The organism is Marinifilum caeruleilacunae (assembly GCF_013141825.1).
In the GTDB taxonomy this organism is placed as follows: Bacteria; Bacteroidota; Bacteroidia; order Bacteroidales; family Marinifilaceae; genus Marinifilum; species Marinifilum caeruleilacunae.
Genome location: NZ_RZNH01000005.1, coordinates 131,489 through 157,955 on the forward strand (window position 1 = coordinate 131,489; position 26,467 = coordinate 157,955).

Sequence of the window (26,467 nt, forward strand, 5' to 3'; positions counted from 1 at the left end):
TTCAAAAAATGAAAAGACATGGCACTTTAATAAAGAAAAAAATTATGCAATACAGCATTTTTACAAAATCGCAATAGAATTGAAACATGGCAAGTAGTATCGACATAAAACTGCAAAAGGAGCTGTAACTATATCAGTTTAATCGTGATTAAATTAAATTTCTATTTGTATTTTTACCGCCTAAATATTCTGTACATGACTAAAACTGCTTATCCTTGGGGACACGAAGGACGTTATAATGATTTTCCCTCTTATTTTAAATCCCGATTTTCTGAACGCATTCAAAAAGTATCTATCGATGCAGGTTTTACTTGCCCTAATCGTGATGGAAGCAAAGGAGTAGGAGGTTGCACCTATTGCAATAACAATAGTTTTAATCCTGAATATTGTAGTCCTAGAAAATCGGTAACCGAACAGGTTGAAGAAGGGATAGCTTTCTTCAATTCAAAATACAAAGCACAAAAATACCTTGCTTACTTCCAGGCCTATTCGAATACCTACGGACATATCGATCAAATTAAGAGTTTGTACCAGGAGGCTTTATCGCACGAAAAAGTAATTGGTCTTGTAATTGGAACACGTCCCGATTGCGTAAGTGATGAGGTTTTGGATTACCTGGAAGAATTGGCAAAGAACTACTATATCGGTATTGAATATGGTGTTGAGTCGGCCAATGATGAGGCTTTACTGGCAATCAATCGTGGTCATACTTACCGGGAAGCCGAGCAGTGTATTCTGAGGACTGCCAATCGTGGCATTCATATTGGCGCCCATTTGGTGAATGGTTTGCCTTACGATAGCAAGGAAGAGATGCTTGAGCATGCCATTCGACTATCGAAGTTGCCGATTGAAAGCTTGAAGTTACACCAGCTTCAGATTTTGAACCATACCCAAATGGCTAAGGAGTATGAGAAAGATCCCGAAAGGTTCTACCTTTTCGAATTCGAAGAATACCTCGATTTTATTGTAGATGTAATAGAAAGGGTGAGCCCGGATGTGATGCTGGAACGCTTTATCAACCAGGCGCCTCCGGGTTGGTTGATTGCTCCCAAGTGGGGAATTAAGAACTACCAGTTCGTAAACAAACTGAATAACCTTCTGAAAGAACGAAATACCTGGCAAGGTAGATTGTTTGAGGAATAGTTTGTCGCTCTTTCATGAGGTAAATGGTATGAATAAGCACACAAGAAATTCCTCTACAATACTATTGTTGGCATTGAATTAGGAGTAGGAGAATATTGGTTTGAAAAATAATCTTTCTGCGCTTTACTGAATTTGCTTCAGCACATCAGAACCTTTTTTGTAGCCCATTTTTACCGAGGTTTTGATGTCTTTTACCGCTCCATTTTTATCCCCGTTTTTTAGTTTGGCGATTCCTCGGGCATAGTAAGCTCTGTCGAGTTTTTTATCGATGGTAATGGCTTTGTTGTAAAATTTAATGGCATCGGTAAAATCTCCGGTGCAATCTAATGATACGGCTTTGTTGTAATAAACTCCTGATGAATTAAGGCCAATCTTAATGGAATGATTGTAATCGGCAATGGCACCCTTGTAATCCTCGATATAATATTTACAAATGCCTCGGTAATGGTAAGCCTTTAAATTTCGTGGGTTGATATTTAAAACGTGAGAATAATCTTTAATCGCCTGTTTGTAGTTTTTCTGATTTTCGTACAGAATGGCTCTGTTCAGGTAAGCTTCTTCCTCGAATTTTTGTTTGCCTATTACCACATTTAAATCCTTAATGGCTACCCGGTTGTTATTCAGGTAAGAATATGCAATTGCCCGATTGAAATAGGCCGGCAGATAATTTTTATCCTCTTTTATGATTGCTGTGAAATGTTTCACTGCAGACTCATATTTTTTTTCTGCCAACAATTCAATCCCTTTTTCGTTTTGTCGGTCTTGTTTTGACTTTTCGCAATTGGTAAACAAGAAAACAATACCCACTAACAAGAAAAATTTAAAAGACGTTTGGTAAAAAAGTTTCATAGATCGAGCTTAGAGTTTGAACACCTAATGTACAATTATATCATTTAATATTAAAACAATAGGAAATTAATGTCAATAGAATTATTATCAATTGTGTTTATTGTTTGTTAAACTACCTAAATAACTTGGTGAGCAAATCTTTTTTTCCCATTTTAATTAACTCCTGCTTAATGGCATCGCGGTATTCCTTTTTGTACCAAAACAAAAATTTTCTTTGCGATAATTTCTCTTTTTTGCTTTTGGCGGTATACACTTTTTTCAAAGTATAAGGATGATAACCCGAATAGTAAATTACCGTTGCAACAGTCATTGGTGTTGGGGTGAAATCCTGTACCTGTTCCAATTTAAAATCCAATTCTTTGGTTTTAATGGCCAGGTCTGCCATATCGCTTCCATGACTGCCCGGGTGACTCGATATAAAGTAAGGAATTAACTGTTGGTTCATGCCTTCTTTTTTATTGATTTCGTCGAACACTTTTTTCAACTCATAGAACAATTTGAAAGAAGGTTTACGCATCATCTCCAATACTTCATCGGATGTATGTTCAGGTGCTACCTTTAATCTTCCCGATACATGATTTTTGATCAGTTCAACTGCATAGGCTTTGTTTGACTTGTTGGCCTCTTCGTCTTTGGTTTTGTGCAGCATTAAGTCATATCGAACACCACTGCCCACAAAAGATTTCTTTACGCCTGGCACTTTATCCACCTTCTTGTAGATATCAAGCATTGGCTGATGATTGGTATTCAGGTTCGGACAAACATCAGGATGAATACAGGAAGGGCGTCGGCAGGTTTTACAAATCGACTCAAAAATTCCTTTCATCTGATACATATTGGCCGATGGTCCACCTAAATCGGATAAGTAGCCTTTAAAATCGGGCATTTTGGTAATTTGCTCAACCTCTCTCAGGATTGATTTTTCTGAACGGTTGGCAATGAATTTTCCCTGGTGAGCCGAAATGGTACAGAAAGAGCAACCTCCAAAGCATCCGCGGTGCATGTTCACCGAGAATTTAATCATTTCGAATGACGGAATGTGCTTGTTTTTGTATCGTGGATGCGGCAATCTTGTATATGGCAAATCGTAAATTTCATCCATTTCCTTTTCGTTCATTACCGGGTATGGTGGATTTACAACAATCTGCTGATCTTTATAGTTTTGTGTCAGCTTCTTTGCCATCATGGCATTCGATTCCATTTCGATGTAACGGAAGTTGCTGGCGAATTTCTTTTTATCAGCCAAACAATCCTCGTGTGAGAATAAATCCTGGCTTTGCCATTGCTTTTTCGTGGCGTATTTCTCATCCTGGTTTACAATGAAGGATGTCTGCGGAATATTGGTAAGAGAATAAAAAGGAACTCCACGTTTCATCAATCGGATGATTTCCTTTAGCGGTTTTTCTCCCATTCCATAAACCAGCAGGTCGGCACCACTATCCAAAAGGATGCTTGGTTTTAACTGATCTTCCCAATAGTCGTAATGGGTTAATCGACGCAGCGAAGCCTCAATGCCTCCAACAAGAATAGGTGTTTCGGGGTATAGTTTTTTAAGAATCTGCGTGTAAACAACAGTTGGCTTATCGGGACGAAATCCATGTTTTCCTCCTGGTGTATAGGCATCATCATGACGCAATCGGCGATTGGCAGTGTAATGGTTCACCATGGAATCCATATTTCCTGCAGTAACACCAAAAAACAAACGTGGCTGACCTAACTTTTTAAAGTCACGCAAATCGTCGCGCCAGTTTGGTTGAGGCACAATGGCTACTTTTAACCCTTCGTGCTCGATAATTCTTCCAATTACCGAAGCGCCAAAAGATGGATGATCCACGTAGGCATCACCACTGAAAAGTATTACATCCAGTTCATCCCATCCTCTTTCTTTCACTTCCTTGGCCGATGTAGGTAGCCATGTGTTATATCTTGTTGTTTCTTTATTCGCCATATGTCTTGAAATTACTGCAAAGATAGGATTATTTAAAAACATTTTAAAGAAGAAAAGAGCTTATCGATAAAGCGCCTTGTAACTTATTTGCATTGCATTTATATTTGCACAACATAAAACATGAATATGACATACTTTTCTTATCATACCCATTCGTCCTTTTGCGATGGAAAGGAAAATCCGGAAGACTACGTAAAAGAAGGGATTAAGAAAGGGATGAGAGCCATAGGTTTTTCATCTCACGCTCCACTTTCTGTAGCTGTTGTCTGGGCGATGAAAGCTTCCAATTTGAATGCATACATTCGGGAAATTAATCAGCTGAAAGAACAATATAAAGACGAATTGGATGTTTATCTATCATTGGAACTGGACTATATTCCTGGAATTAGTAAAGATTTTTCGGAATGGAGTAGGATGGCAGGATTGGATTATACCATTGGTTCGGTTCATTTGGTAAAGGCAGAAAAAGAGGATGACTTTTGGTTTATCGATGGTCCGGATACCAACTATTCGGAAGGTTTGGAGCGCTTGTTTCAAGGGGATATTCAAAAGGCAGTTTCGGCCTATTATCATCAGGTAATTGAAATGATAGAGACCCAAAAGCCCGATGTGATTGGTCATATCGACAAGATTAAAATGAACAACAAGGGAAGGTTTTTTAGTGAAGAGGAAGCCTGGTATGTTGAATTGTTGCACAAAACCCTCGATGCTGTTGAAAAGTCGGGATCAATTGTTGAGGTAAATACTCGAGGTGTTTATAAAAAGAAATCGCAGAAATTATTCCCTGGTGATTATTTTTTGATGGAATGCTGCAAAAGGGGAATTCCAATTACAATAAGTACTGATGCGCATCAGCCAAAAGAATTATTAGAACATTTTGAGGAGTGCCGAAAAAGTTTGAAACAGATAGGCTTTGAGCAGATTACTGTTTTTCATAAGGGAGAATGGATAAAAGAAAGCATTTAAATAGTAGGAAACTGGTATGATTTAACCAAATATCCATGTTGACATATCAGAATTAATGCTATTTTTACTCAGTTCAAAAAAAAGCGATCGAATGAAGTTCGAAAGCTAGAGATTGAAAGGACAACCAAAACAAAACTAAAGTAGAAAAGAAATCTCTGTGTATTGATGAGATTATCCCTCGGAAGAGGACTTTTTGGAAAAAATTGATTTATGAAATTAGTCGATCCTAAAGATTTACTAAAGGCCAGCGAAAGCTTGAATTGGTTTGGCGGAGAAAGTTTCGCCAAATTTTTAATGTACATCTTAAAGCTGAACAAGCTTAACAAATTGTATTCTGACAATTGCTGTAAAGATGGAATTGAATTTATCGATGCATTAATTGATGAGCTGGGTATTAAGTTTGAATTTGATGAAGAAGAATTAAAGCGTATTCCAAAAGAGGGCGCTTTTATTACCATATCGAACCATCCGTTTGGTGGGATCGACGGAATTATCCTGATAAAATTATTGAGTCTTGTTCGCCCTGATTTTAAAGCTATGGCGAATTTCCTGCTAAAGAAAGTGGAGCCAATACAGGATTATTTCCTGGGTGTGAATCCTTTTGAAGACAGAAAAGGAGCAGCTTCGAGTACCGGGGGCTTGAAAGAGGCATTGCGCCATTTGAGCGATGGCAAACCTTTGGGGATTTTTCCGGCAGGAGAGGTGTCGACCTACCAGTCGGCCACTCACAATATTACCGATAAGCAATGGATGCCTTCCATTTTGAAATTAATTAAGAAGGCTGACGTTCCGGTGGTTCCGATATATTTCCAGGGAAACAATAGTTTGATTTTCCATTTGTTGGGAATGATTCATCCGAGTTTGAGAACGGTAAAGCTGCCTTCTGAGCTGCTGAACAAGAAAAATAAGGTGGTTCGCATCCGTATTGGTAACCCGATATCACAAAAAGATCAGAAAGGTTTCACCGATATCAACCAGTACGGAAGGTTTCTTCGTGCCAAGACTTACATGCTTGGAACCCCGATTGAAGTAAAGAAATTTTATCGCTTTAAGCGCAAAAAAACAAAACAGGTAAAGGCCGAGGAGATTATTCCTGCGGTTGATCCTACTTTGATACGAAAGGAGGTAGAAGGACTGGCAGATGAATACATGTTGTTCAAGAGCCGAACCTATGGTGTGTATTGTGCACCATCGTCGAAATTGCCAAATATTCTGAATGAAATTGGACGTTTGCGAGAAATTACTTTCCGCGAGGTTGGAGAGGGTACCAATCAGAGTATCGATATCGACGAATTCGATTTGTATTATCACCAGCTCTTTATCTGGGACGAGGAAAATCATAAAATTGTTGGCGCTTACCGTGTTGGTAAGGGGCACGAAATCCTGCCTGGATATGGCTTAAAAGGTTTCTACCTGCAAAGTCTTTTTAGAATGGGCAAGAAGTTTCAGCCGATATTGAACCAGTCGCTTGAATTGGGTCGTTCCTTTATTGTGAAGGAATATCAGCGTAAGCCAATGCCTTTGTTCCTGTTATGGAAAGGAATTTTGTATTTCTTGCTGAAAAACCCTGAATCTCGCTATTTAATTGGTCCGGTAAGTATTAGTAACAAGTATTCGAATTTGTCGAAAGATTTGATTATTAAGTTTATTATGGCCAATTACTTCGATTATGAGTTGGGCCAGCACATTAAATCGCGAAAGCAGTTTAAAGTGAAAACAACCGATTTGGATATTGATATTTTGTTGGAAACGGCCAAGAACGATATCAATAAACTGGACAAGCTGATAGGTGATTTTGAGATTACTAACGATAAATTGCCGGTTTTGCTGAAGAAGTATATTTCGCTGAATGCCAAGATTATCGGCTTTAATATCGACCCGAATTTTAACGATTGTCTGGACGGTTTAATTGTAATTGATCTGTTCGATGTTCCTATGAAGGTGATTGAATCTTTATCGAAAGAAATTAACGATGATACAATTCTTCAAAGATTTTCTTCGGATGATATGGAATTTTAACAGATTTATTACGAACTTTGCGACTCAATTTTGTTAACTGAAAAAGACGATTAGTTGGACTTTCAATATTTATTTAAAGGGATTGTTGTGGGGTTAATGGTGTCGATACCTTTGGGTCCGATAGGCGTGTTAATCATTCAAAAAACGATACAGAAGGGAAAATTGGCCGGGTTCGTTTCGGGACTTGGTGCTGCAGTGGCCGATATGTTTTATGCTACGGTTGCTGCATTTGGTTTGGGTATTGTAATTAATTTTATCAAAGCCCAGGAGTTTTACCTGCAACTAATCGGAAGTATTTTCCTGGTGTATGTGGGAATGAGAATTTTCCTGACCAATCCTGTAAAGCAAATCCGAGGAGCTCATAAACCGGGCAAAAAAGGGATGCTTGGCGATTTTCTATCCATCTTTTTCCTGACCGCATCCAATCCTATTGCAGTATTTGTATTTGTGGCGGTATTTGCCGGGGCTTCAATTTTTGGATCGAATCCAACCCTGCGCATCGAATTGTTCCTGATTTTGGGTGTATTATTGGGCGGTGCACTTTGGTGGTATACGCTTTCAACCATTATCAATGTATTCAGAAGCAAATTTCGTTTAAAACAGTTGTTCTGGATCAATAAGATTTCGGGAATTGTAATTGCAATTCTTGGTTTCCTTGCCTTTTTGGCTTGTTTCGAGCCTATTAAATCTTTTTTGCATTCGTAAGTTCGGCTTCAGGCCGTAAGCTGCTCGCATCAAGCCTTGTCAGCTGACATTCTTGTTTGGCGTTTTGGCAAGGCGGGAATTTGGGGTTTTGTGAATTTGTGAATTCGTGATTTTGTGATTTCGTGAATGAGTGAATGAGTGAATTCGTGAGTGTGTAATTTCGTGAATTCGTGAGTTTGTAATTTTGTGAGTTTGTGATTTTGTAATTTTGTGAGTTTGTGATTTTGTGAATGAGCAATTAGCAATGAGTAATTAACAATGATCAATTAATAATAATTGTTCAGTGGTCAGTTGTCTTGAATTAGTGGAATCTTCAAACCTTGGTAGTTCTTTTTCTCTTCAAGACTTTATGCCAGACCCTTTGGTAGCTGTCCCGAAAGGTAGCTGAGCGGAGTCGAAGCTTTTTCCATCGCATCAAACCATCCGCAATGTCAAAAGTCACCATATGCGACGATTCCTATTATTCGTTTTTACCCAGGGCGTCATTCGCTTCGCTCATTTGCCCTGGGCTATAAATACCACGCCCTTACAGGGCTAAAGAGTCAAATTTAGCAGTTCCTTCACTTTTCAAGACATTTTCGTGTGAATGAGCAATGATCCATGAGTAATTAACAATGAGCAATGAATAATAATTGTTCAGTGGTTAGCAGTTATGAATTAGTGGAATCTTCAAACCTTGGTAGTTCTTTTTCTCTTCAAAACTCATAGGTAGCTGTCCCTAAAGGTAGCTGAGCGGAGTCGAAGCTTTTCCGTCGCATGAAACCATCCACAATGTCAAAAGTCACCAGATGCGATAATTACCACTGTTTGCTTTATCCCAGGGCGTCATTCGCTTCGCTCATTTGCCCTGGGCTATAATAATACGCCCTTTCAGGGCTAAAAAATCAAATTTAGCAGTTCCTATACTTTTCAGGACTCTTCCCGACTATTCGACCTTTAGACTCTTCGACTTTAGACTTTTCGACTTTCTATCGTATGGTTACCATAGTTGCTCCCCAGCCATACTCTTTAAAGGAAGCATCTTGCTGGTAGTGTTTTTTGTATTTTCGGCGAAGTTCGTCGTGTACTTTCTTTTTGAGAGTGCCGTTGCCAATGCCGTGAATGAATACAATTCGTTTGCCTTTTGTGCTTTGATATTGACGCATTACCTCGTGAAACTTGTTCAGTTGAAATTCGAGAATATCGGCATTGGAAAGACCAGTTACCGAATCGATTAATGCATTGATGTGCAGGTCAACTTCAATGATATCGTCTTTGCCTTTAATACTTGCCGGCTTACTTTTTAGCTTGCCTGAAGATTCCTTTTCACGCATTACCTTCTTGAACTCTTTTTGAGAGAGTTCATCCAGTTTGTGTTCCAGATCTTCACCAGTTAGTTTGTGAAGGATTACATCCTGATGAAAGTATGGGGTCTCTTTGTAGCTGCTAGATTTGTAGAACTTTACAGGCTGAATTTTAAGATTTCTCTCAAGTGGTTTTTTGATATCTGATTCTCCAGGCTTATAGAATAGGATTTGAAAGAAACAGCTCGACAACTCATTCAATTCCTTCAAATCATATTCGTTTAGTAATATTTTTGTTTTTGGATCAAGATTTCCAGCAGTCTGACCTTCCATCTTATTGCCTTTTTGATCGTAAAATCCGTAAAGCAAAATATGATTGGTATCGTTAATCAGGTACAATTCAAGAGGGCTTTCGGTAGGGTTGTAGCCTTCTCTTGGAGCAAAGGCAATGTACACATCTTCTTTCTCGATAGTAAGTTTTTGACTTGGTTTACTTACTGCACCATTTTCTTGTGAAATTTGGGCTGTTTGTTGTGGACTTGACTGTTCGCCCGAAGCCGATTCTACTACCACAAGATTTTTCTTTAAGCTTGGAATTTCGAATTCATCTTCTTCGTTCAACACCATTACTGTTTTTGCATCCAGTATTTTGGTTACAATTCCACCACCTATATCGTTCAGAAAACGGACTTTATCGCCTATATTGATTTGCATTTGATCTGATTTTTTTAATTCCCGACAAAGTTAGCTATTTTTGCCGATCAAAATGAATTGCTGCACAATAATGTGTGGCCGACAGATAAAGGAAGATGGAGATTAATACAGAAAATAAATCATTAGAGACACAACAAATTGAAATTGCAAATTTCACTTACGAATTGCCTGATCATCGAATTGCAAAACACCCTTTGGAGAATCGCGATTTTTCGAAGCTTTTGGTGTATCGCAATGCCAAGATTGATGAAAGAGTGTTTCGTGACTTGCCTAATGAAATTGAGCCGGGAACAAAAATGGTGTACAACAATACCAAAGTAATTCAGGCGCGATTGATCTTCCATAAGGAAACGGGTGCCAGGGTTGAAATTTTTTGCCTTGAACCCTTAAATCCTGCCGATTACAATTTGGCGTTCCAGGCTACAGGAAAATCTACATGGAAATGTATTGTTGGAAATTCAAAGAAGTGGAAGTCGGGTGTGCTGAGCATGTCGTTTTTTGTTGAAGACAAAGAGTATAAATTACAGGCCGAGAGAGTTCAGTTGTTGGATGGTGCACAGGAAATTCAGTTCAGCTGGAATCATGATGATCTGAGTTTTAGCGAAGTGTTGGAACAAACTGGAAAAATTCCAATACCTCCCTACTTGAACCGAGATACAGAAGATGGTGATTTGGTGAGATATCAGACTGTTTACTCAAAATATGAAGGTTCTGTGGCAGCGCCAACTGCCGGATTGCATTTTACCGATAAAGTTTTTTCAGAGCTTGATTCAAGAGGGATTCAGCGAGAAGAGCTAACCCTTCATGTTGGAGCTGGTACTTTTAAGCCAGTAAAATCGGAACAAATTGGCGACCATGAAATGCATACGGAACACATTCAGGTTACTGCCGAGAGTTTGAAGAGTATAGCTGCTGGTGAAAATGGAGTGATTGCGGTGGGAACCACATCGGTGCGAACCCTGGAAAGTTTGTACTGGATGGGCGTAAAAATTCTGTCGAATTCCGATGATCCAAAATTGTTAAAGCAATGGGAAGCCTACGAACTTCCTAAGCATTTTAGTGTTGTGGAATCTTTCCATGCCATTTGTGATTATATGGAGGAAAATGAGTTAAGTTTTTTCAATGCTGCAACCCAAATTATCATTGCTCCTGGCTACGATTTTAAAGTGATCAAAGGTTTGGTAACCAACTTCCATCAACCACAAAGTACCTTGCTATTGCTTATTTCTGCCTTGGTTGGAGAAGATTGGAGAAACATCTACCAATATGCACTTGACAATGACTTCCGTTTTTTGAGTTATGGGGATAGTTCGCTGTTGATGAGAAAAGGCTAAAAGTCTAAAGTCGAAAAGTCTAAAAGTCGAGCTTCGACTCCGCTCAGCTACCTAAGAGTCTAGCTTCTAATACTTCTGAAGCCTTTTGGGACTGCTACCTCTCGGGACAGCTATATGCGAATCTATGGTTACCGAGTAAGGCATTCACTCATTCACACGAAAATGTCTTAAAGAGTGAAAGAGCTGCTAAATTTTATTCTTTAGCCCTGAAAGGGCGTATTATTCTAGCCCAGGGCAAATGAGTGAAACGAGTGGCGCCCTGGGTATATACGAATGATGGTAGTCGTCGCAACTGGCGGCTTTTTTTAGTGTGTTTTGCTGCATGCGACGGAAAGGAAAGTCTAAAAGTTCAAGAGTCCAAAAGTCGAAGAGTCAAAAAGTCGAAAGGTCTAAAAGTCAAATAGACTAAAAGTCGCACTTCCACTAATTCATGACAACTGACCACTGAACAATTATTATTCATTGCTCATTGTTAATTACTCATTCACACGAAAATGTCTTGAAAAGTGAAGGAGCTGCTAAATTTTATTCTTTAGCCCTGAAAGGGCGTATTATTCTAGCCCAGGGCAAATGAGTGAAACGAGTGGCGCCCTGGGTAAATACGAATGATGGTAGTCGTCGCAACTGGAGGCTTTTTTTAGTGTGTTTTGCTGCATGCGACGGAAAGGAAAGTCCAAAAGTCCAAAAGTCCAAAAGTCCAAAAGTCCAAAAGTCGAAGAGTCGAAAGGTCTAAAAGTCAAATAGTCTAAAAGTCAAATAGTCTAAAAGTCGCACTTCGACTAATTCAGGACTGCTGACCGCTGAACAATTATTATTAATTGATCATTGTTAATTGCTAATTGCTAATTGATCATTCATCTCCAGTCGAAATCTCAAAGAGACCAATACAATCTTGCCTCATATCAAGTATCCAAATGCCGAAAAATCCAATTGGTTTTTCTCCAAAAAAGCATTATTTTTATTTATGTTCATCCCAAACATGATAAAATATGGCCACCAAAATTCAGCTAAGTATCTTATTGTTATTTTTTTCCTTTGTATTGCAAGCGCAGAGCCGTTTTCAGAGGCGAGGAGAGAAAGCCTTTGATAAAGCTCAGTACCCGGAAGCAATTGCATACCTTAAAAATGTGAAGGAGAAAAATCCTTCCATCAACCGAAAAATTGCAGAGTCCTACTATTTTCTTGGCGATTACAAGGAGGCAGAGTCCTATTATCAGAAAATTTATGATAGTGAGAAAACTGCTGATGATTTACTGGCCTTGTCGCAAATTTACCTGAACGCGGGAAACTACGAAGCTGCCATTCTGTTTAGCGAGAGAGCAGCGACTGCAGGAATGGACAGAGATTTGATTGACCGAAGGGTTGATGCCATCCAAAAACTCAATAATGGGGAAGAGAATCCCGGGATGCGATTGCGCCCGCTCTCAGAGCAACCCAAGTCAAAGAGTCTGGGAGTGAATGTGCTGGCCAATAAAATTGTGTTTTCGAACCTGGGAACTAAAAATGCCAAGGGAGATAAAACCTACCAATTGTTTTATAGTGAGCTTGGGCAGCAGGAATTTTTATCTGTAAAAGAATTTGCAGCCAAACTGGATATGGGAGTTGATGTTGGAGGAGTAAGTTTCTCTTCAGATGAGAAGTTGATGTACTACACACGTTGGTACACCAAAAAGGGGCGACAGTTTATGGAGATTATCGAAGCTGAATTTAAAAACGGAAAATGGAAAGCCAGTGCAGTATTGCCTTTTAACAGTCGAAAATATTCTTGTGCTTATCCTTTTTTGAGTCGGGATGGTAAAAGCATCTACTTTGCTTCCGATATGCCGGGTGGACAAGGTGGAATGGACCTCTATGTGAGTCACAAAAGAGGAAAATCCTGGGGTGTGCCGGTGAATTTAGGAAAGGAGATCAATACCAGGCAAAATGAAATTTATCCTCGCATCCTGAATGATGGGAAACTATGGTTCGCTTCAGATGGGCAGGTGGGTTATGGAATGTTGGATTTGTTCCAAGCTTCGAAGACTGCCGAAGGAAAATGGGGTGATATTGAAAACGCAGGGAAACCCCTGAATTCTTCATACAACGATTTTAGCATTCAGGACAGTCCGGAACTCAATCAGCTCATCTTTGTTTCGGACAGAAACAAGAAAGGAATTCGCGATCGAATTTATTCGCTGGGAGCTGATAAAAAAGTAAAAGTGGAACTACTGGTGAAAGATGATCAGGATCAAAATCCAATATCAAGGGCCAATATCAGTGTAAAACGAGTGTTAGACAACCAGGATATTGCTGTGGATGAAGCAGCCGTGGGGAACTATCAGTTTGATGTATCATACTACGAGTTGGGTAAAGGGATACTTTATGAAATTGAGGCTGCGAAAGAGGGATACGAATCATCTGACATGAAATTTTACCCAACAGAATCGAATTTGAATGTAGAGCTTTTGCTTTTGAGAATGAAGGTAAGTGTAGAAGAGAGTTTTGCCAAAGAACTAACAGCCATACATTATCCTGATCAAAGAATGATTTTTCGAAAAATTCACTTCGAATCGGGTGTTCCGTACTTGAATAGCAATGCCAAACAGGTGTTGAAAAAATTGGCCGATTTCTGGAAAATCTATCCCGACCTGGGGATTGTTATCAATGCCCACAGCGATTCGAGAGGAAATGCAGAAACAAACAAAGTATTATCGCTCAAGCGAGCTAAAAAGGCGGTTGAATACCTGCTGGCCCTGGGTGTAGAGCAATCTAAAATATCCTACAATGCATATGGTGAACAGTTTATCATTAATGGTTGTGTGGACGGGGTAGCGTGCAGCGAAGAGAAACACAAGGAAAACAGGCGATTGGAGTTGTTGTTTGTGGTGAAGTAAGGTCTAAAAGTCCAAAAGTCTAAAAGTCAAATGGTCGAAAGGTCGAAAGGTCGAAAGGTCGAATAGTCGAATAGTCCAAAAGTCGAGCTTCGACTCCGCTCAGCTACCTATGAGTCGAGCTTCGACTACTCCTGAAACCTTTCGGGGCAGCTACCTTTCGGGACAGCTACCTTTCGGGATAGCTACCTACGAATCTATGGCTAGCCAGTAACTCATTCACTCATTCACAAGAAAATGTCCTGAAAAGTAAAAGAGCTGCTAAATTTGATTCTTTAGCCCTGTAAGGGCGTGGTATTTATAGCCCAGGGCAAATGAGCGCAGCGAGTGGCGCCCTGGGATAAAGCAAACAGTGATAATTGTCGCAACTGGTGGCTTTAATTATTGTACTTTGCTGCATGCGACGGAAAAAGCTTCGACTCCGCTCAGCTACCTTTCGGGACAGCTACCTAAGAGTTTTGAAGAGAAAAAGAACTACCAAGACTTGTAGATTCCACTAATTCATAACTGCTGACCACTGAACAATTATTATTAATTACTCATTACTCATTACTCATTGTTCCTTCATGAAACCCCAAATTCCCACGCCGTTAAAAGCCCAACCATCAAATATCAGCTGCCAAAGCTTAGGGTTTGCGACTTGAAGCTACAAACTAACCGTTCTTTCCAGGCCATTCATCAAAGCCAGTGTGCTCTGCATATAATTATTCTTTGTTAATAGAAAATCATAATTGATAATCACTCGGATTTTATTATATTTACTACGTATAATGCGTCCAATTTATCTCTTATACTCTATTCTATCGTAAACTATGAGAAACATTTACTTCATCATTTGCTTTGTATTGTCCGTTGGAACAATAGGCTATTTCTCCCCATTTTTAGATTTGAATTTTGGCTCATCATCGGCAGGAAGTACTTCTTATGCTGTTGAGATTGCACAGTTCAAATATCCGGTTTACACCGATTATTTTGAAAAACTGGAAGGAGTAATTGAGCTAAGTGGAGATGGTGTTTTTCACTATGTTTCAGGCATTACCAAATCGAAAAAAGAAGCTGAGGATTTAAGTGAGAAAATCAGAGGAATGGGATATGAGGAGGCCAAAGTAATTGACCTGCTCGAAGAATTCTCGGAAGAGGATCTGGCAGGGGTTGTGGATCTCGAAGCACAGGACCAAAAAGTACAGCAAAAAGAGAGTGCAAAGCAAGCCATCGCAAAATTAAGCGATATCGATAATGCTTATTTCTATACCATCCTGTTAAAAGAATCGAAAGAAATTTTAACTGCTGATCAGTTTGCACCCTTGAAACCAAAGGCTCACAAACAAGGAGATCAGTTCTACTACCTGTACGGACGATTCGAAGATGTTGGGAATGCACAAAAATACCTGGAGGATAAGATTCGTAAGGATTATGCATCGGCCCAGTTGGTTGTAATCAACAAGGGTACTTTAATGCATGCCTCAAAAGCTAAGCCGGCAAGTGCGACTACAGCTTCTGCTTCCAATAATATGGGACGCAAAATGCGTGGCAAAGAGTATGTAGACTACTACTATGAGTTGTCGACTACAAGTTTTGCAAAAACACCGCTTTACTACATCGAAGTAGGACCTTATAATGATAAAACAGAGGCCGACGAAGCGGTTCGAAAGCTTCATGACTTGGGCTTCACGAAAGCAGGAATCAAAGATCCGAGCAAGGAAAAACGATCGGTTACCAAGCCCGATGCTGCTGCCGATGCCCATTATACCATCCAGATTTTCGCCGGCCGAAACAAAGTAAAGACCGAGCGATTCAAAATCGATGGCGTAAGCCAGTCTTACGACCAGAACGACAAGTTGTACCGCTATTTTGTAGGCGATTACGACAACTACTGGGTGTGTCGCCGCGAATTACGAGAAGTCCGCAAGCAGGGTTTTAGAGATGCGTTTATTGTGAAGTTGTGATTTTGTGAGTTTGTGAATTCGTGAATTTGTAATTTTGTGAATTTGTAATTTTGTGAGTTTGTGAATGAGTGAATGCGTTACTGGCTAGCCATAGATTCGTAGGTAGCTGCTCCGAAATGCTTCGGGAGTAATCGAAGCTCAACTCTTAGGTAGCTGTCCCGAAAGGTAGCTGAGCGGAGTCGAAGCTTTCCCATCGCATGAAACCATCCACAATATTAAAAGCCACCAGTTGCGATGATTAACATCATTTGTTTTTACCCAGGGTGCCACTCGTTTTGCTCATTTGCCCTGGGCTAGAATAATATGCCCTTTCAGGGCTAAAGGTAAAAATTAGCAGTTTCTCTACTTTTCCAGACTTTTAGACTATTTGACTTTTCGACTATATGACTTTTGGACTTTCTTTTCCGTCGCATGCAGCAAAGCACAATAATAAAAGCCACCAGTTTTTACCCAGGGCGCCACTCGTTTCACTCATTTGCCCTGGGCTATAAATACCACGCCCTTACAGGGCTGAAGAATAAAACTTAGCACTTCCTTCACTCTTCAAGACTTTTCCAGACTCGTAGGTAGCTGTTCCGAAAGGTTTCAGGAGTAGTCGAAGCTCAACTCATAGGTAGCTGAGCGGAGTCGAAGCTCGACTTTTAGACCCTTCGACTTTTCGACTGCAAACAAAAAAAACCACCCCAATAAATTGAGGTGGTATTCTTAATTACTAATTGTTCATTACTAATTAAAAAAGGCAAACCTATAAGCCGGGTCCTGTCCTCTTCGAAAAGAGTTTCTATCATTTATCTCGGACATTTGTTGCCAAATGCCTCTAGCAATCTACCCCCCGACATCGGCCGAGTAAGCCTACAGCTGACGGTATACTTGATCTTGCAACACATAAGGTACACGGCTACCCATGTCACCACAGGTACCGGTGAGCTCTTACCTCACCTTTTCACCCTTACCCCAATAAATCAGGGCGGTTATTTTCTGCTCTACTACTAAGGTCTTTCAACCTTCTTCCAGTTAAGAAGTATGTTACTCTGTGTTGCCCGGACTTTCCTCTCTTTCTTGCGAAACAGCGATAGAACGGTCTGCCGGCGCGAAGATAGTAAATTATAATGAACAATTATCAATTAACAATGAGCAATGAACAATTAATAATGAGTGAATGAGTGAATGAGTGAATGGGTAACTGGCTAGCCATAGATTCGTAGGTAGCTGCTCCAAAATGCTTCGGGAGTAGTCGAAGCTCAACTCTTAGGTAGCTGTCCCGAAAGGTAGCTGAGCGGAGTCGAAGCTTTCCCGTCGCATGCAGCAAAGCACAATAATAAAAGCCACCAGTTGCGACGATTCCAAGCTTTGTCTTATCCCAGGGTGACATTCGCTGTGCTCATTTGCCCTGGACTGAAGTAGTATGCCCTTTCAGGGCGAAGCATAAAGCTTTAGTAGTTCCTGCACTTTTCAAGACATTTTCGTGTGAATGGGTGAATGAGTGAATGAGTGAATGAGTGAATGCGTTACTGGCTAGCCATAGATTCGTAGGTTGCTTCCCCAAAGGACTTCGGGAGTAGTCGAAGCTCAACTCTTAGGTAGCTGAGCGGAGTCGAAGCTCGACTTTTTTAACCTACCAGACCCTACAAGAAGGCATAAAAGTTTGTTTTTGTTTCCGATTTACGAATGGAAATTATTGGAATCCGAGAAAAGGAAGCTTAAAAAGACAATTTTAGTGTAGAATTATTTATTCAGTTTGGCAAAAAAAGCATCCTGTAATCGTCAGAAGTACAGCCTATTAAAGATAATTATTGAAATTTTATTAGGGTGATTGTAAAATAAAACGGTGTAATTGTAAAATAAATTTGATGAAAGCGACGCAACCGTTTGCACAATCTCTAATCTAATAGCTGACAGGACTATCTATGATAAAATACGAATAAATTAGTGTGAAATAACGGTTAGGTTTGATGAAAAAAAAAACTTGACACATTTGACACTTGCATTTCGTAAAATAAGCGCTTATTTTTGTCAAGCTAACTTTATGTGTCTTAAACACACACTACACTACTATAAATTGTTTATTATGACTTTACCGAAAATTAACATTTTTGACAAGACAACACCACGCTGGATTGTGTTCGTGATTGACTTGGCTATAAGTTTGGTTTCGATTTCTGCTGCTTATCTTTTGCGTTATAATTTCGATTTTACGAATGTGAATTTAAATTCTGCAAAGGTAATTATTCCTCTCTTTGTTGTCTTCAGGGCATTAACTTTTTTGTATGGAGGAACCTATACCGGAATTGTTCGCTACACGAGCTCGAAGGATGCAGAAAGAATATTTGTAGTAGTTTCCATTGGTTCAGCACTTTTTACATTGCTGAATGTGTTGAGCTTCGTTGCAAGAGATGGAATGTTTATCGTTCCTTTTTCCATAGTAATTATTGAATATATTGCTGTGGTCTTTCTAATGACCAGTAGTCGTATCATATTTAAAGCCATTTATAATAGGTACCTTACCCGATCCAAAATTCGTGAGAATGTATTGATTTACGGTAGCGATGAATTTGGTATCATGGCAAAGCATGCTTTGGATAGCAGTAGCGATGTGAATAGCTTTGTTGTAGCTTTTATTGACCACAACAATAAGAAAGTGGGAAGTAAGCTGGAAAATGTAAAAATATATAGCACTTCTGATCTGGAAGAGTTAATCCAGAAAGAAGAGGTAGATAAAGTAATTATTGCCAAGAAGGATTTAACTGCCGCTCAGAAAAGTGAAGTGGTTGAGAAGTGCCTTGAATTCAATGTGAAAGTTTGGGAGGTGCCAAAGTTTGAGAGTTGGGTGAATGGTGAGTTGAGCGTGAAGCAGATTCGTGCCATTAAAATTGAAGACTTGCTGGAGCGTGATCCAATTAAACTGGATTGGGATCAAATCAACGAGCAGGTAAATAACAAAACGGTATTGGTAACAGGTGCTGCAGGTTCCATTGGATCTGAGATGGTACGACAAGTAGCACGTTTTTCTCCAAAGTGTATTGTTTTGTTCGACCAAGCTGAGTCTCCACTATATGATATAGAATTGTCCTTAAAAGAAGAATTGAACTTCTTCAATGCAGAAATTGTGATTGGTGATATTCGAGACAAGGAGAGAACCCAAAGAATGTTTGAGGTTTATAAACCCGACTTGGTATATCATGCTGCAGCATACAAGCATGTACCAATGATGGAAAATAATCCTTCTGAGGCGATCAAAACTAATGTGTTGGGAACTAAAAATATTGCAGATCTGTCCTTGGAGTTTGGTATTGAGCGTTTTGTAATGGTATCAACGGATAAAGCCGTGAACCCAACCAATGTGATGGGGGCTTCCAAGCGTATTGCTGAGATTTACACCCAGACTTTGAATCGTCCTGGTGTGAAAACACACTTTATTACCACTCGTTTTGGAAATGTATTGGGGTCTAATGGTTCTGTTATCCCTAGATTTAAAGCACAGATTGATAAAGGAGGTCCTGTTACGGTAACGCATCCTGAAATTACGAGATATTTTATGACCATTCCAGAGGCTTGTCAGTTGGTGATGCAGGCAGGTGCAATTGGTTCAGGAGGTAAGATTTTCATCTTCGATATGGGAAGATCGGTGAAGATTGCTGATTTGGCCTACAAGATGATTAAGTTGAGTGGTTTGAAGTTGGGTACAGATATACAGGTTCAGTTTTCAGGCTTGCGACCAGGAGAAAAGTTGTACGAGGAGCTGTTGAATGTGAAAGAAAATACTGTGCCTACTAAGCATCCACGAATTATGGTTGCTAAAGTGAGAGAATATGAGCAGGTGGAAGTGCAATTGTTGATTGAGCAGTTCTACTCCATACTTGATTCAAATGATAACTTTAAGATTGTAGCTCATATGAAAAGCATTGTTCCTGAATTTAAATCGATGAATTCGATATACGAACAATTGGATAAAAACTATGTTTCCAAGACTAAGTTAGTCGGGGAGCAAGGTGTTTCTAAAGAGATCAAAGAATTGTTGAATTAATAAGATAAATTCTATCATTATAAAAGCTGTTTTGTGATTGGCAAAACAGCTTTTCTTTTGATTATCAGCCTGTAATACTGGCTTATTAAAACTTGGCACATTTGGCAGCTTTTGATTTGAAATATTCTTGTTAGTATTGCACGGCAAAAAGTGTTCGAAAGTCGAATAGTCTAAAGGTCTAAAGGGCGAGCTTCGACTCCGCTCAGCTACCTAGGAGTTGAGTTTGGGCTGGAGGAGAATTTTTTCTTGCAAGTCTTGAAGCTGGTGGCTGAATGCTGAGTGCTGAATACTGTTTATGGCAATTTGTGGGGCGTGTTTAGTGTTTGACTTTTGTGTGAAAAATATGTTAGTAAAATAAACAATAAAACAGTCGTGAAAATTAGGGATTTGTACGGCAGTTTTTTATTTTTGCGCAACCGTGAAAAACTTTGATCATGTAAAAGTGGGGTTTTGTCAAAGCTAAGCGGTATGGAAAGAATAATAAGAGAAAAACCAAAGCATATCTAATAGATTAAAATTATGATTCGATTGTTTCGAAAAAGTTTTTGGTTGGTTTTTGTATTCACAATGAGCGTGCAGGCTATTGTGGCCCAAAATACAAATATCAATCCTGCTACTGTAAATGTAAATGAATTAAGCGACGCACAGATTGAAAGAATTATTTCCGAAATGGAAAAGAATGGCATGAGCCTGGAAGAGGCCATGGCTTTGGCGCGCGCGCGAGGTGCTTCGCAGGTGCAAATCGACCAGATGATTCAACGCATCAACGAGTACAAGATGAAGCAACAGTTTGGCGATTCATCAGATGCCAATAAAGATCTTGCGGCAGAAATTGCTCCAGAAGAAGAGATGTCTGAAAAAGTTGAATTCGAAGCCACAGAAAAGAACCAGGAAATTTTTGGTTTTCACTTTTTCAATTCAGAAAATTTAAGTTTTGCGCCAAATGTGGATGTGCCGGTTTCAGACTCCTATGCTTTGGGTGTTGGAGATGAGGTGAGTATATCTGTTTATGGTGCATCTCAGCAAACCTACCTCTTAATGGTTCAAAAAAATGGTTCCGTGATTATTCCTGATTTGGGTCCTGTCAATGTATATGGAATGAGCTTTGCTGAAGCCTCTAAAAAAATCAAATCAAGACTGACTTCCATTTACAATGGAATGAGTGGGGATCAGCCCAATACCTTTGCAGATGTTAGTTTGGGTGCCTTAAAAGGAGTAAAGGTGAATGTAATTGGTGAGGTGAATCTGCCGGGAACTTACTCCTTACCTGCTACCGCATCAGTATTCAATGCATTGTACCTGGCGGGTGGACCCAACGAAAATGGATCATTCCGTGTGATCGATTTGATTCGTGATGGCAAAGTAATCAATTCGGTAGATGTGTATGCCTACCTGGTTGATGGCAAAACACAAAGCAATGTGCAGTTACGAGACCAGGATGTGGTAATGGTTCGTCCCTATGTAAACCGCATTAAAATGGCTGGTGAGTTCAAACGTACTGGTTTGTTCGAGGCGAAAGAGGGTGAATTGGTAGCCGATATCCTGCGTTATGCAGGTGGTTTTACCGATAAGGCTTATACCCACCGTTTGGATTTGTACAGAAACAATAGCCGTACTCTAAGTTTTGTAGATGTATCGGCTGATAAATACAAGGAAGTAATCTTGATGAATGGTGATTCCATTCTGGCAGGTGCAGTAACAGAACGATTTGAAAATCGCATCAGCATTGCCGGTGCAGTTTATCGCCCTGGCGATTATCAGCTGTACGACGGGATGAAGCTTTCCGAGCTGATCGCAAAAGCAGAAGGTTTGAAAGAAGAAGCCTTTATGGAGCGTGGTGTAATTACGCGCAAACAAAAAGATCTGAGTTTGGAAGCCATTTCCTTTTCGGTTCGCGATGTAGTGAATGGAAAGGCAGATGTGGAATTGCAACGAGAAGATCGTGTGCAGATTTCATCCATTTTTGACTTGCGTGAAGCACGTACGGTTGAAATTGTAGGAGAAGTTCAGTTTCCTGGAACTTATGCCTGGGCAGAGAACATGAAAATTGCCGACCTGATTTTCCAGGCTGGTGGTTTCCTTGAGAATGCAGAGGTGAGCAGTGTTGAGGTGAGTCGTGTATTGGACTATGACGAAACCAAGGAGCTAACCAAATCATTACTACACACCTTTCAATATGGATTGGATAGAAACCTGAAGCTGGATGCAGAAGGTGCTGCCTTTACTTTGAACGCCTTCGATAAGGTCTACATTCGTCGTGCACCTGGTTACCGTCCACAATCTACCATCAGCATACAAGGAGAGGTGAAATATGCCGGAGATTATGGAATTACCCGTAAGGATGAAAAAATCTCAGATCTGATCCGAAGGGCAGGAGGCATCACCACAGAAGCCTACATCAAAGGAGCTTCTTTACGCAGAAGAATTGAATTGTCTGATGCAGAATACCAGGCCAAATTAGCCATTGCCCTACAAGATACCACCATGAATGCAGAAGATGTAGAAAGGGTGCAATATCAAATTGTAGGAATTGATTTGCCAAAGATTATGGCTCAACCCGGGTGTATAGAAGATATACATGTATTAGAAGGTGATCAATTGATGGTGCCATCCAAATTGGAGACGGTTATGGTGTCAGGTTCGGTTTTGAATCCTGTCGCTCATACTTTTACCACTAAGAAAAAAGCAAAAGAATACATTTTGGCCTCGGGTGGTTTTGCGCAGAGAGCGAAAAAAGGAAAAGTATATGTTTTGTATGCCAATGGAACAACCGCTGCTACTAAAGGAGGATTATTTGGAAGACGTTTTCCAAAAATTGAACCTGGCTGTGAAATCATTGTGCCTGAAAAACCAGAGGTGGATAAGGCGGCCAATGCAAGTAAATGGTTGGCATTTACTTCTACTTTGGCAAGTTTGATAACGGCAATTGCTGTTGCTACGAGATAAATGTGTAAATATAATTTGAGAATAGCTTAATACAATGCAAGAAGATAGTAATAATATTAATAATCGCACAGAGAGTGAAATTGATTTAATACAGCTTGCTAAAACCATTTGGGAAGGCAAAAAGACTGTGTTTAAAATTACGATCATTTTTATGTTTGTAGGCTTATTTATGGCCGTTTTTTCTCCAAAAGAATACACCGCTTTGTCTACAATGGTTCCGCAGTCTGCAGAAGGAAATGGAAAGATTGGTGGGAATTTAGGAGGTTTAGCAGCTATGGCTGGAATTAACTTGGGAAGCATGGGAGGTGGATCAACAATCCCACCTACCCTGTATCCTAAAATTGTAAGAAGTATTCCTTTTCAGAAGGAGTTGATGAAAACCCCTCTTTCGATTGAAGGGCAAAGTGAAAGGGTAACGTTTGCTCATTATTACGAAGAAATATACAGCCCAGGATTATTAGGCTACATCAAAAAATACACTATTGGATTACCAGGTCTATTTTTAAAAGCGATCCGTGGTAAACAAACAGTGACTAGTGACTTAATAATAAGTGACCAGAATTTACTTTCCATCACACATGATGAAAAGAAACTCATCAATATTCTTTCGGCACAATTGTCAATAGAAGTGAACGAGAAAGATGGCTACATTACCATTTCGGCTCGTATGCCGCAAGCAAAAGCTGCCGCTCAAATGGTACAAAAAGCACAGCTGCTTTTGCAGGATGCAATAACGGATTTCAAAATTCAGAAAGCAAAAGATCAATTGGTTTTTGTAGAAGAAAGATATATTGAGATTAAGTTGGAGGCGAATCTTGCGCAGCAAAAATTGGCTCAATTTCTAGATCGAAACAAAAATGTGAGTAAGGCGACGGCACAGACGGAACTTGAACGATTAACCGCGGAATACAATTTGGTGTATGGTCTCTATTCAGAATTGGCAAAACAACTGGAAACTCAAAAAATACAGGTGAAAGAAGATACCCCTGTTTTTACGGTAATTGAACCGGTATCTGTGCCAATTGAAAAATCAAAACCAAAACGTGCTATGATTTTCATTATCTGGACTTTTTTTGGTGGGATTTTAGGTCTAGGAATTGTCCTTGGAAAAGTAGTTATATCCAGCATAAGAAGTGAATGGAAGGAAGAGTAAATAAAAAAATAGAAACTATACTGTGATTTGAGAGGCTTGCTCCGTGTATAGTTAAAGGGTGTTTTTTACAACTGTTAATAATTGCTAAAGTAAAAGTTTTATTAATGACAATTTAACTATTGATAGATTACTGTTTGAGGTAAAGAATTATAAAAAAAGATATAGAATTAAGGTTAAAAATGGAAAATATAAAAATTGCTATTATTGGTTTAGGTTATGTAGGATTGCCTTTAGCAGTTGAGTTTGCTAAGAAGTATCCTGTTGTTGGTTTTGATATTGATGCTAATCGTGTTTTTGAATTAAATAAGGGGCATGATGCGACTTTAGAGGTTGAAGATGATAATTTACAATCTGTATTGAAAGATGAAAAATGGAATGGATTGTATTTATCTGCATCACTTGAGGATATCAATGATGCTAATTATTATATTGTCACTGTTCCTACTCCAATAACAGAAGATAAACGACCAGATATGACACCTTTGATAAATGCGAGTCAAACAGTGGGGAAGGTTATTTCGAAAGGTGATATTGTCATTTATGAATCAACTGTTTATCCAGGTGCTACAGAGGAAGTATGCTTGCCCGTAGTCGAAGAAGTTTCTGGATTAAAATTTAACGAGGATTTCTTTGCCGGTTATTCTCCTGAAAGAATCAATCCTGGAGATAAGGTAAATACATTGTTAACCATTAAGAAGGTTACATCTGGCTCGACACCCGAAATTGCAGAAGATGTTGATAAACTATATAATGCAATACTTTTAAATGGGACTCACAAGGCATCGTCTCTTAAGGTAGCGGAAGCTTCTAAAGTAATTGAAAATGCTCAGCGAGATTTAAATATATCTTTTGTTAATGAGTTGGCTTTGATTTTTGATCGAATAGGTATTGATACCAATGAGGTTATTGAAGCTGCAGGTTCGAAATGGAATTTTTTGAAGTTTAAGCCAGGTTTGGTTGGAGGACACTGTATTAGTGTTGATCCTTATTATTTGAAGTGGAAAGCAGAGCAGCTGGGGTATCAACCAGATGTGATTAGTTCTGGACGTAAGGTTAATGATGTGATGGGACAATTTGTTGCCCACAAGGTTATTAAACTCATGATTGAGAAGGGGCACAGGATTAAAGGAAGTAAAATATTAGTATTAGGATTTACATTTAAAGAAAATTGTCCTGATATCAGAAATACGAAAATAGTTGATGTTATAGATGAGTTGAAAGAATTTGGGACTAACGTTAAGATCTGTGACCCTTGGGCTGATGAGCAGGAGGTAAATCATGAATATGGATTTGATGTTGAAAACAATATTGATACAGTAATGACAGAAAAATATGATGCTGTTATATTAGCTGTTTCGCATAAGGAGTTTTTAAGTCTGAATATGGATGAATTAAAAAATGGCCACGATGCGGTGATTTACGATATTAAAGGCTGTTGGGATAAAGATCTTGTAGATGGAAGATTGTAGGAGTTTAATTATTAATCAGATTTTAAAGAGAAGTTAATGAAATATAATAGGAATATATTAATCACTGGAGGAGCAGGTTTTATAGGCTCGCATCTCGTTCGCTTGTTAGTCAATAAATACCCTAACTATCGAATGATTAATATGGATGTGCTGACCTATGCAGGTAATTTAGCCAACCTTAAGGATGTGGAAGAAAAGGAGAATTATGAGTTTGTAAAATGTGATATTTGTGATTTTGAAAGAGTGCAGAAAATCTTTCAGGATTACCAAATCAATAGTGTAATTCATTTGGCCGCAGAGTCACATGTAGACCGCTCTATTAGAGATCCATTTTCTTTTGCGCAAACAAACGTAATGGGTACTTTGTCCTTGTTGCAGGCAGCTAAGCATGCTTGGGATGGGGATTTCGATAACAAGCTATTCTACCATGTTTCAACCGATGAAGTATATGGTTCATTGGGCGAAGATGGTTTTTTTGTTGAAGCTACGCCATACGATCCACATTCACCATATTCTGCCTCAAAAGCTTCTTCAGATCACTTTGTAAGAGCTTTCCATGATACTTATGGTTTGCCAACTGTAATTTCGAATTGCTCAAACAACTATGGATCATATCAATTCCCGGAAAAATTGATTCCTTTGTTTATCAACAATATCTGTAACAACAAGCCGCTTCCGGTTTACGGTAAAGGTGAAAATGTAAGAGACTGGTTGTACGTTGATGATCATGCTCGCGCCATTGATGTAATTTTCCATGAAGGAAAATTGGGAAACACCTATAACATTGGAGGTTTCAATGAGTGGAAAAACATTGATTTGATTAAAGTGATGATTAAGACAGTTGATCGTTTGTTAGGTAGAGAAGAGGGATCTTCAGAAAAATTGATCACATACGTAACCGATAGAGCTGGTCACGACTTACGATATGCTATTGATTCAACCAAATTAAAGGAAGAGTTGGGTTGGGAACCATCCCTTCAATTTGAAGAAGGAATAGAAAAGACAGTAAAATGGTATCTCGAAAATACTGAATGGTTGGAAAATATTACTTCCGGAGATTATCAAGATTATTATAACGAAATGTATAAAGCCAAGTAA

15 protein-coding genes and 1 other RNA gene are annotated in these 26,467 nt (G+C 39.2%); 12 read left to right on the plus strand and 4 right to left on the minus strand.

The genetic code is table 11. The annotated features are described in order from the left end of the window. The first annotated feature begins 195 nt into the window (after nt 1-195). Complete coding sequence (mnmL, locus tag ELS83_RS05245) at nt 196-1,143, plus strand: tRNA modification radical SAM protein MnmL/YtqA (protein ID WP_171594477.1); 948 nt, start codon at nt 196-198, stop codon at nt 1,141-1,143. 123 nt (nt 1,144-1,266) lie between these two features. Here the strand turns inward: mnmL and ELS83_RS05250 are convergent, their stop codons facing one another. After that, nucleotides 1,267-1,992, minus strand: coding sequence for a tetratricopeptide repeat protein (locus tag ELS83_RS05250; protein ID WP_171594478.1), 726 nt, complete (start codon nt 1,990-1,992; stop codon nt 1,267-1,269). 112 nt (nt 1,993-2,104) lie between these two features. Then, nucleotides 2,105-3,940, minus strand: coding sequence for a YgiQ family radical SAM protein (locus ELS83_RS05255; protein WP_171594479.1), 1,836 nt, complete (start codon nt 3,938-3,940; stop codon nt 2,105-2,107). A gap of 120 nt (nt 3,941-4,060) precedes the next feature. On the opposite strand from ELS83_RS05255, the gene ELS83_RS05260 reads away from it, so the two are divergent. From ELS83_RS05260 to ELS83_RS05270, 3 genes are all read left to right on the plus strand, one after another. Continuing rightward, complete coding sequence (locus ELS83_RS05260) at nt 4,061-4,906, plus strand: histidinol-phosphatase (RefSeq protein ID WP_171594480.1); 846 nt, start codon at nt 4,061-4,063, stop codon at nt 4,904-4,906. A gap of 210 nt (nt 4,907-5,116) precedes the next feature. Then, on the plus strand, nt 5,117-6,925 hold the full coding sequence (locus ELS83_RS05265) for a bifunctional lysophospholipid acyltransferase family protein/GNAT family N-acetyltransferase (RefSeq protein ID WP_171594481.1): 1,809 nt from the start codon (nt 5,117-5,119) through the stop codon (nt 6,923-6,925). Between the two features lie 54 nt (nt 6,926-6,979). After that, a complete protein-coding gene (locus ELS83_RS05270; RefSeq protein ID WP_216616389.1) occupies nt 6,980-7,630 on the plus strand; it encodes a LysE family translocator in 651 nt (216 codons plus the stop codon). 968 nt (nt 7,631-8,598) lie between these two features. On the opposite strand, the gene ELS83_RS05275 is transcribed toward ELS83_RS05270, so the two are convergent. Then, nucleotides 8,599-9,627: a Smr/MutS family protein gene (locus tag ELS83_RS05275; RefSeq protein ID WP_171594482.1), complete on the minus strand. Its 1,029-nt coding sequence runs from the start codon at nt 9,625-9,627 to the stop codon at nt 8,599-8,601. Nucleotides 9,628-9,722: 95 nt separating this feature from the next. On the opposite strand from ELS83_RS05275, the gene ELS83_RS05280 reads away from it, so the two are divergent. From ELS83_RS05280 to ELS83_RS05290, 3 genes are all read left to right on the plus strand, one after another. Continuing rightward, nucleotides 9,723-10,961, plus strand: a complete 1,239-nt coding sequence (locus ELS83_RS05280) for an S-adenosylmethionine:tRNA ribosyltransferase-isomerase (RefSeq protein WP_171594483.1) — start codon at nt 9,723-9,725, stop codon at nt 10,959-10,961. A 989-nt stretch (nt 10,962-11,950) separates the two neighbouring features. Further along, nucleotides 11,951-13,834 (plus strand): OmpA family protein, encoded by a 1,884-nt coding sequence (locus ELS83_RS05285; protein ID WP_171594484.1) that lies wholly within the window; start codon nt 11,951-11,953, stop codon nt 13,832-13,834. Between the two features lie 809 nt (nt 13,835-14,643). After that, nucleotides 14,644-15,777 carry an SPOR domain-containing protein gene (locus ELS83_RS05290; protein WP_171594485.1) on the plus strand — a complete coding sequence of 378 codons (1,134 nt, stop codon included), beginning with the start codon at nt 14,644-14,646 and terminating at the stop codon, nt 15,775-15,777. 732 nt (nt 15,778-16,509) lie between these two features. Here the strand turns inward: ELS83_RS05290 and rnpB are convergent. Then, nucleotides 16,510-16,866, minus strand: an RNA gene (gene rnpB / locus ELS83_RS05295) — RNase P RNA component class A. Nucleotides 16,867-17,845: 979 nt separating this feature from the next. Between rnpB and ELS83_RS05300 the strand changes: the two genes are divergently transcribed. The 5 genes from ELS83_RS05300 to rfbB all read left to right on the plus strand — a co-directional run bounded on the left by ELS83_RS05300 (nt 17,846) and on the right by rfbB (nt 26,467). Then, complete coding sequence (locus ELS83_RS05300) at nt 17,846-19,801, plus strand: polysaccharide biosynthesis protein (protein WP_171594486.1); 1,956 nt, start codon at nt 17,846-17,848, stop codon at nt 19,799-19,801. A gap of 519 nt (nt 19,802-20,320) precedes the next feature. Beyond that, nucleotides 20,321-22,747 (plus strand): SLBB domain-containing protein, encoded by a 2,427-nt coding sequence (locus tag ELS83_RS05305; protein ID WP_171594487.1) that lies wholly within the window; start codon nt 20,321-20,323, stop codon nt 22,745-22,747. A 34-nt stretch (nt 22,748-22,781) separates the two neighbouring features. Then, nucleotides 22,782-23,900 (plus strand): Wzz/FepE/Etk N-terminal domain-containing protein, encoded by a 1,119-nt coding sequence (locus ELS83_RS05310; protein WP_171594488.1) that lies wholly within the window; start codon nt 22,782-22,784, stop codon nt 23,898-23,900. Between the two features lie 179 nt (nt 23,901-24,079). Next, complete coding sequence (locus ELS83_RS05315) at nt 24,080-25,369, plus strand: nucleotide sugar dehydrogenase (protein WP_171594489.1); 1,290 nt, start codon at nt 24,080-24,082, stop codon at nt 25,367-25,369. A 36-nt stretch (nt 25,370-25,405) separates the two neighbouring features. After that, entirely contained in the window at nt 25,406-26,467 is a 1,062-nt protein-coding gene (gene rfbB, locus ELS83_RS05320) for a dTDP-glucose 4,6-dehydratase (RefSeq protein WP_171594490.1), read from the plus strand.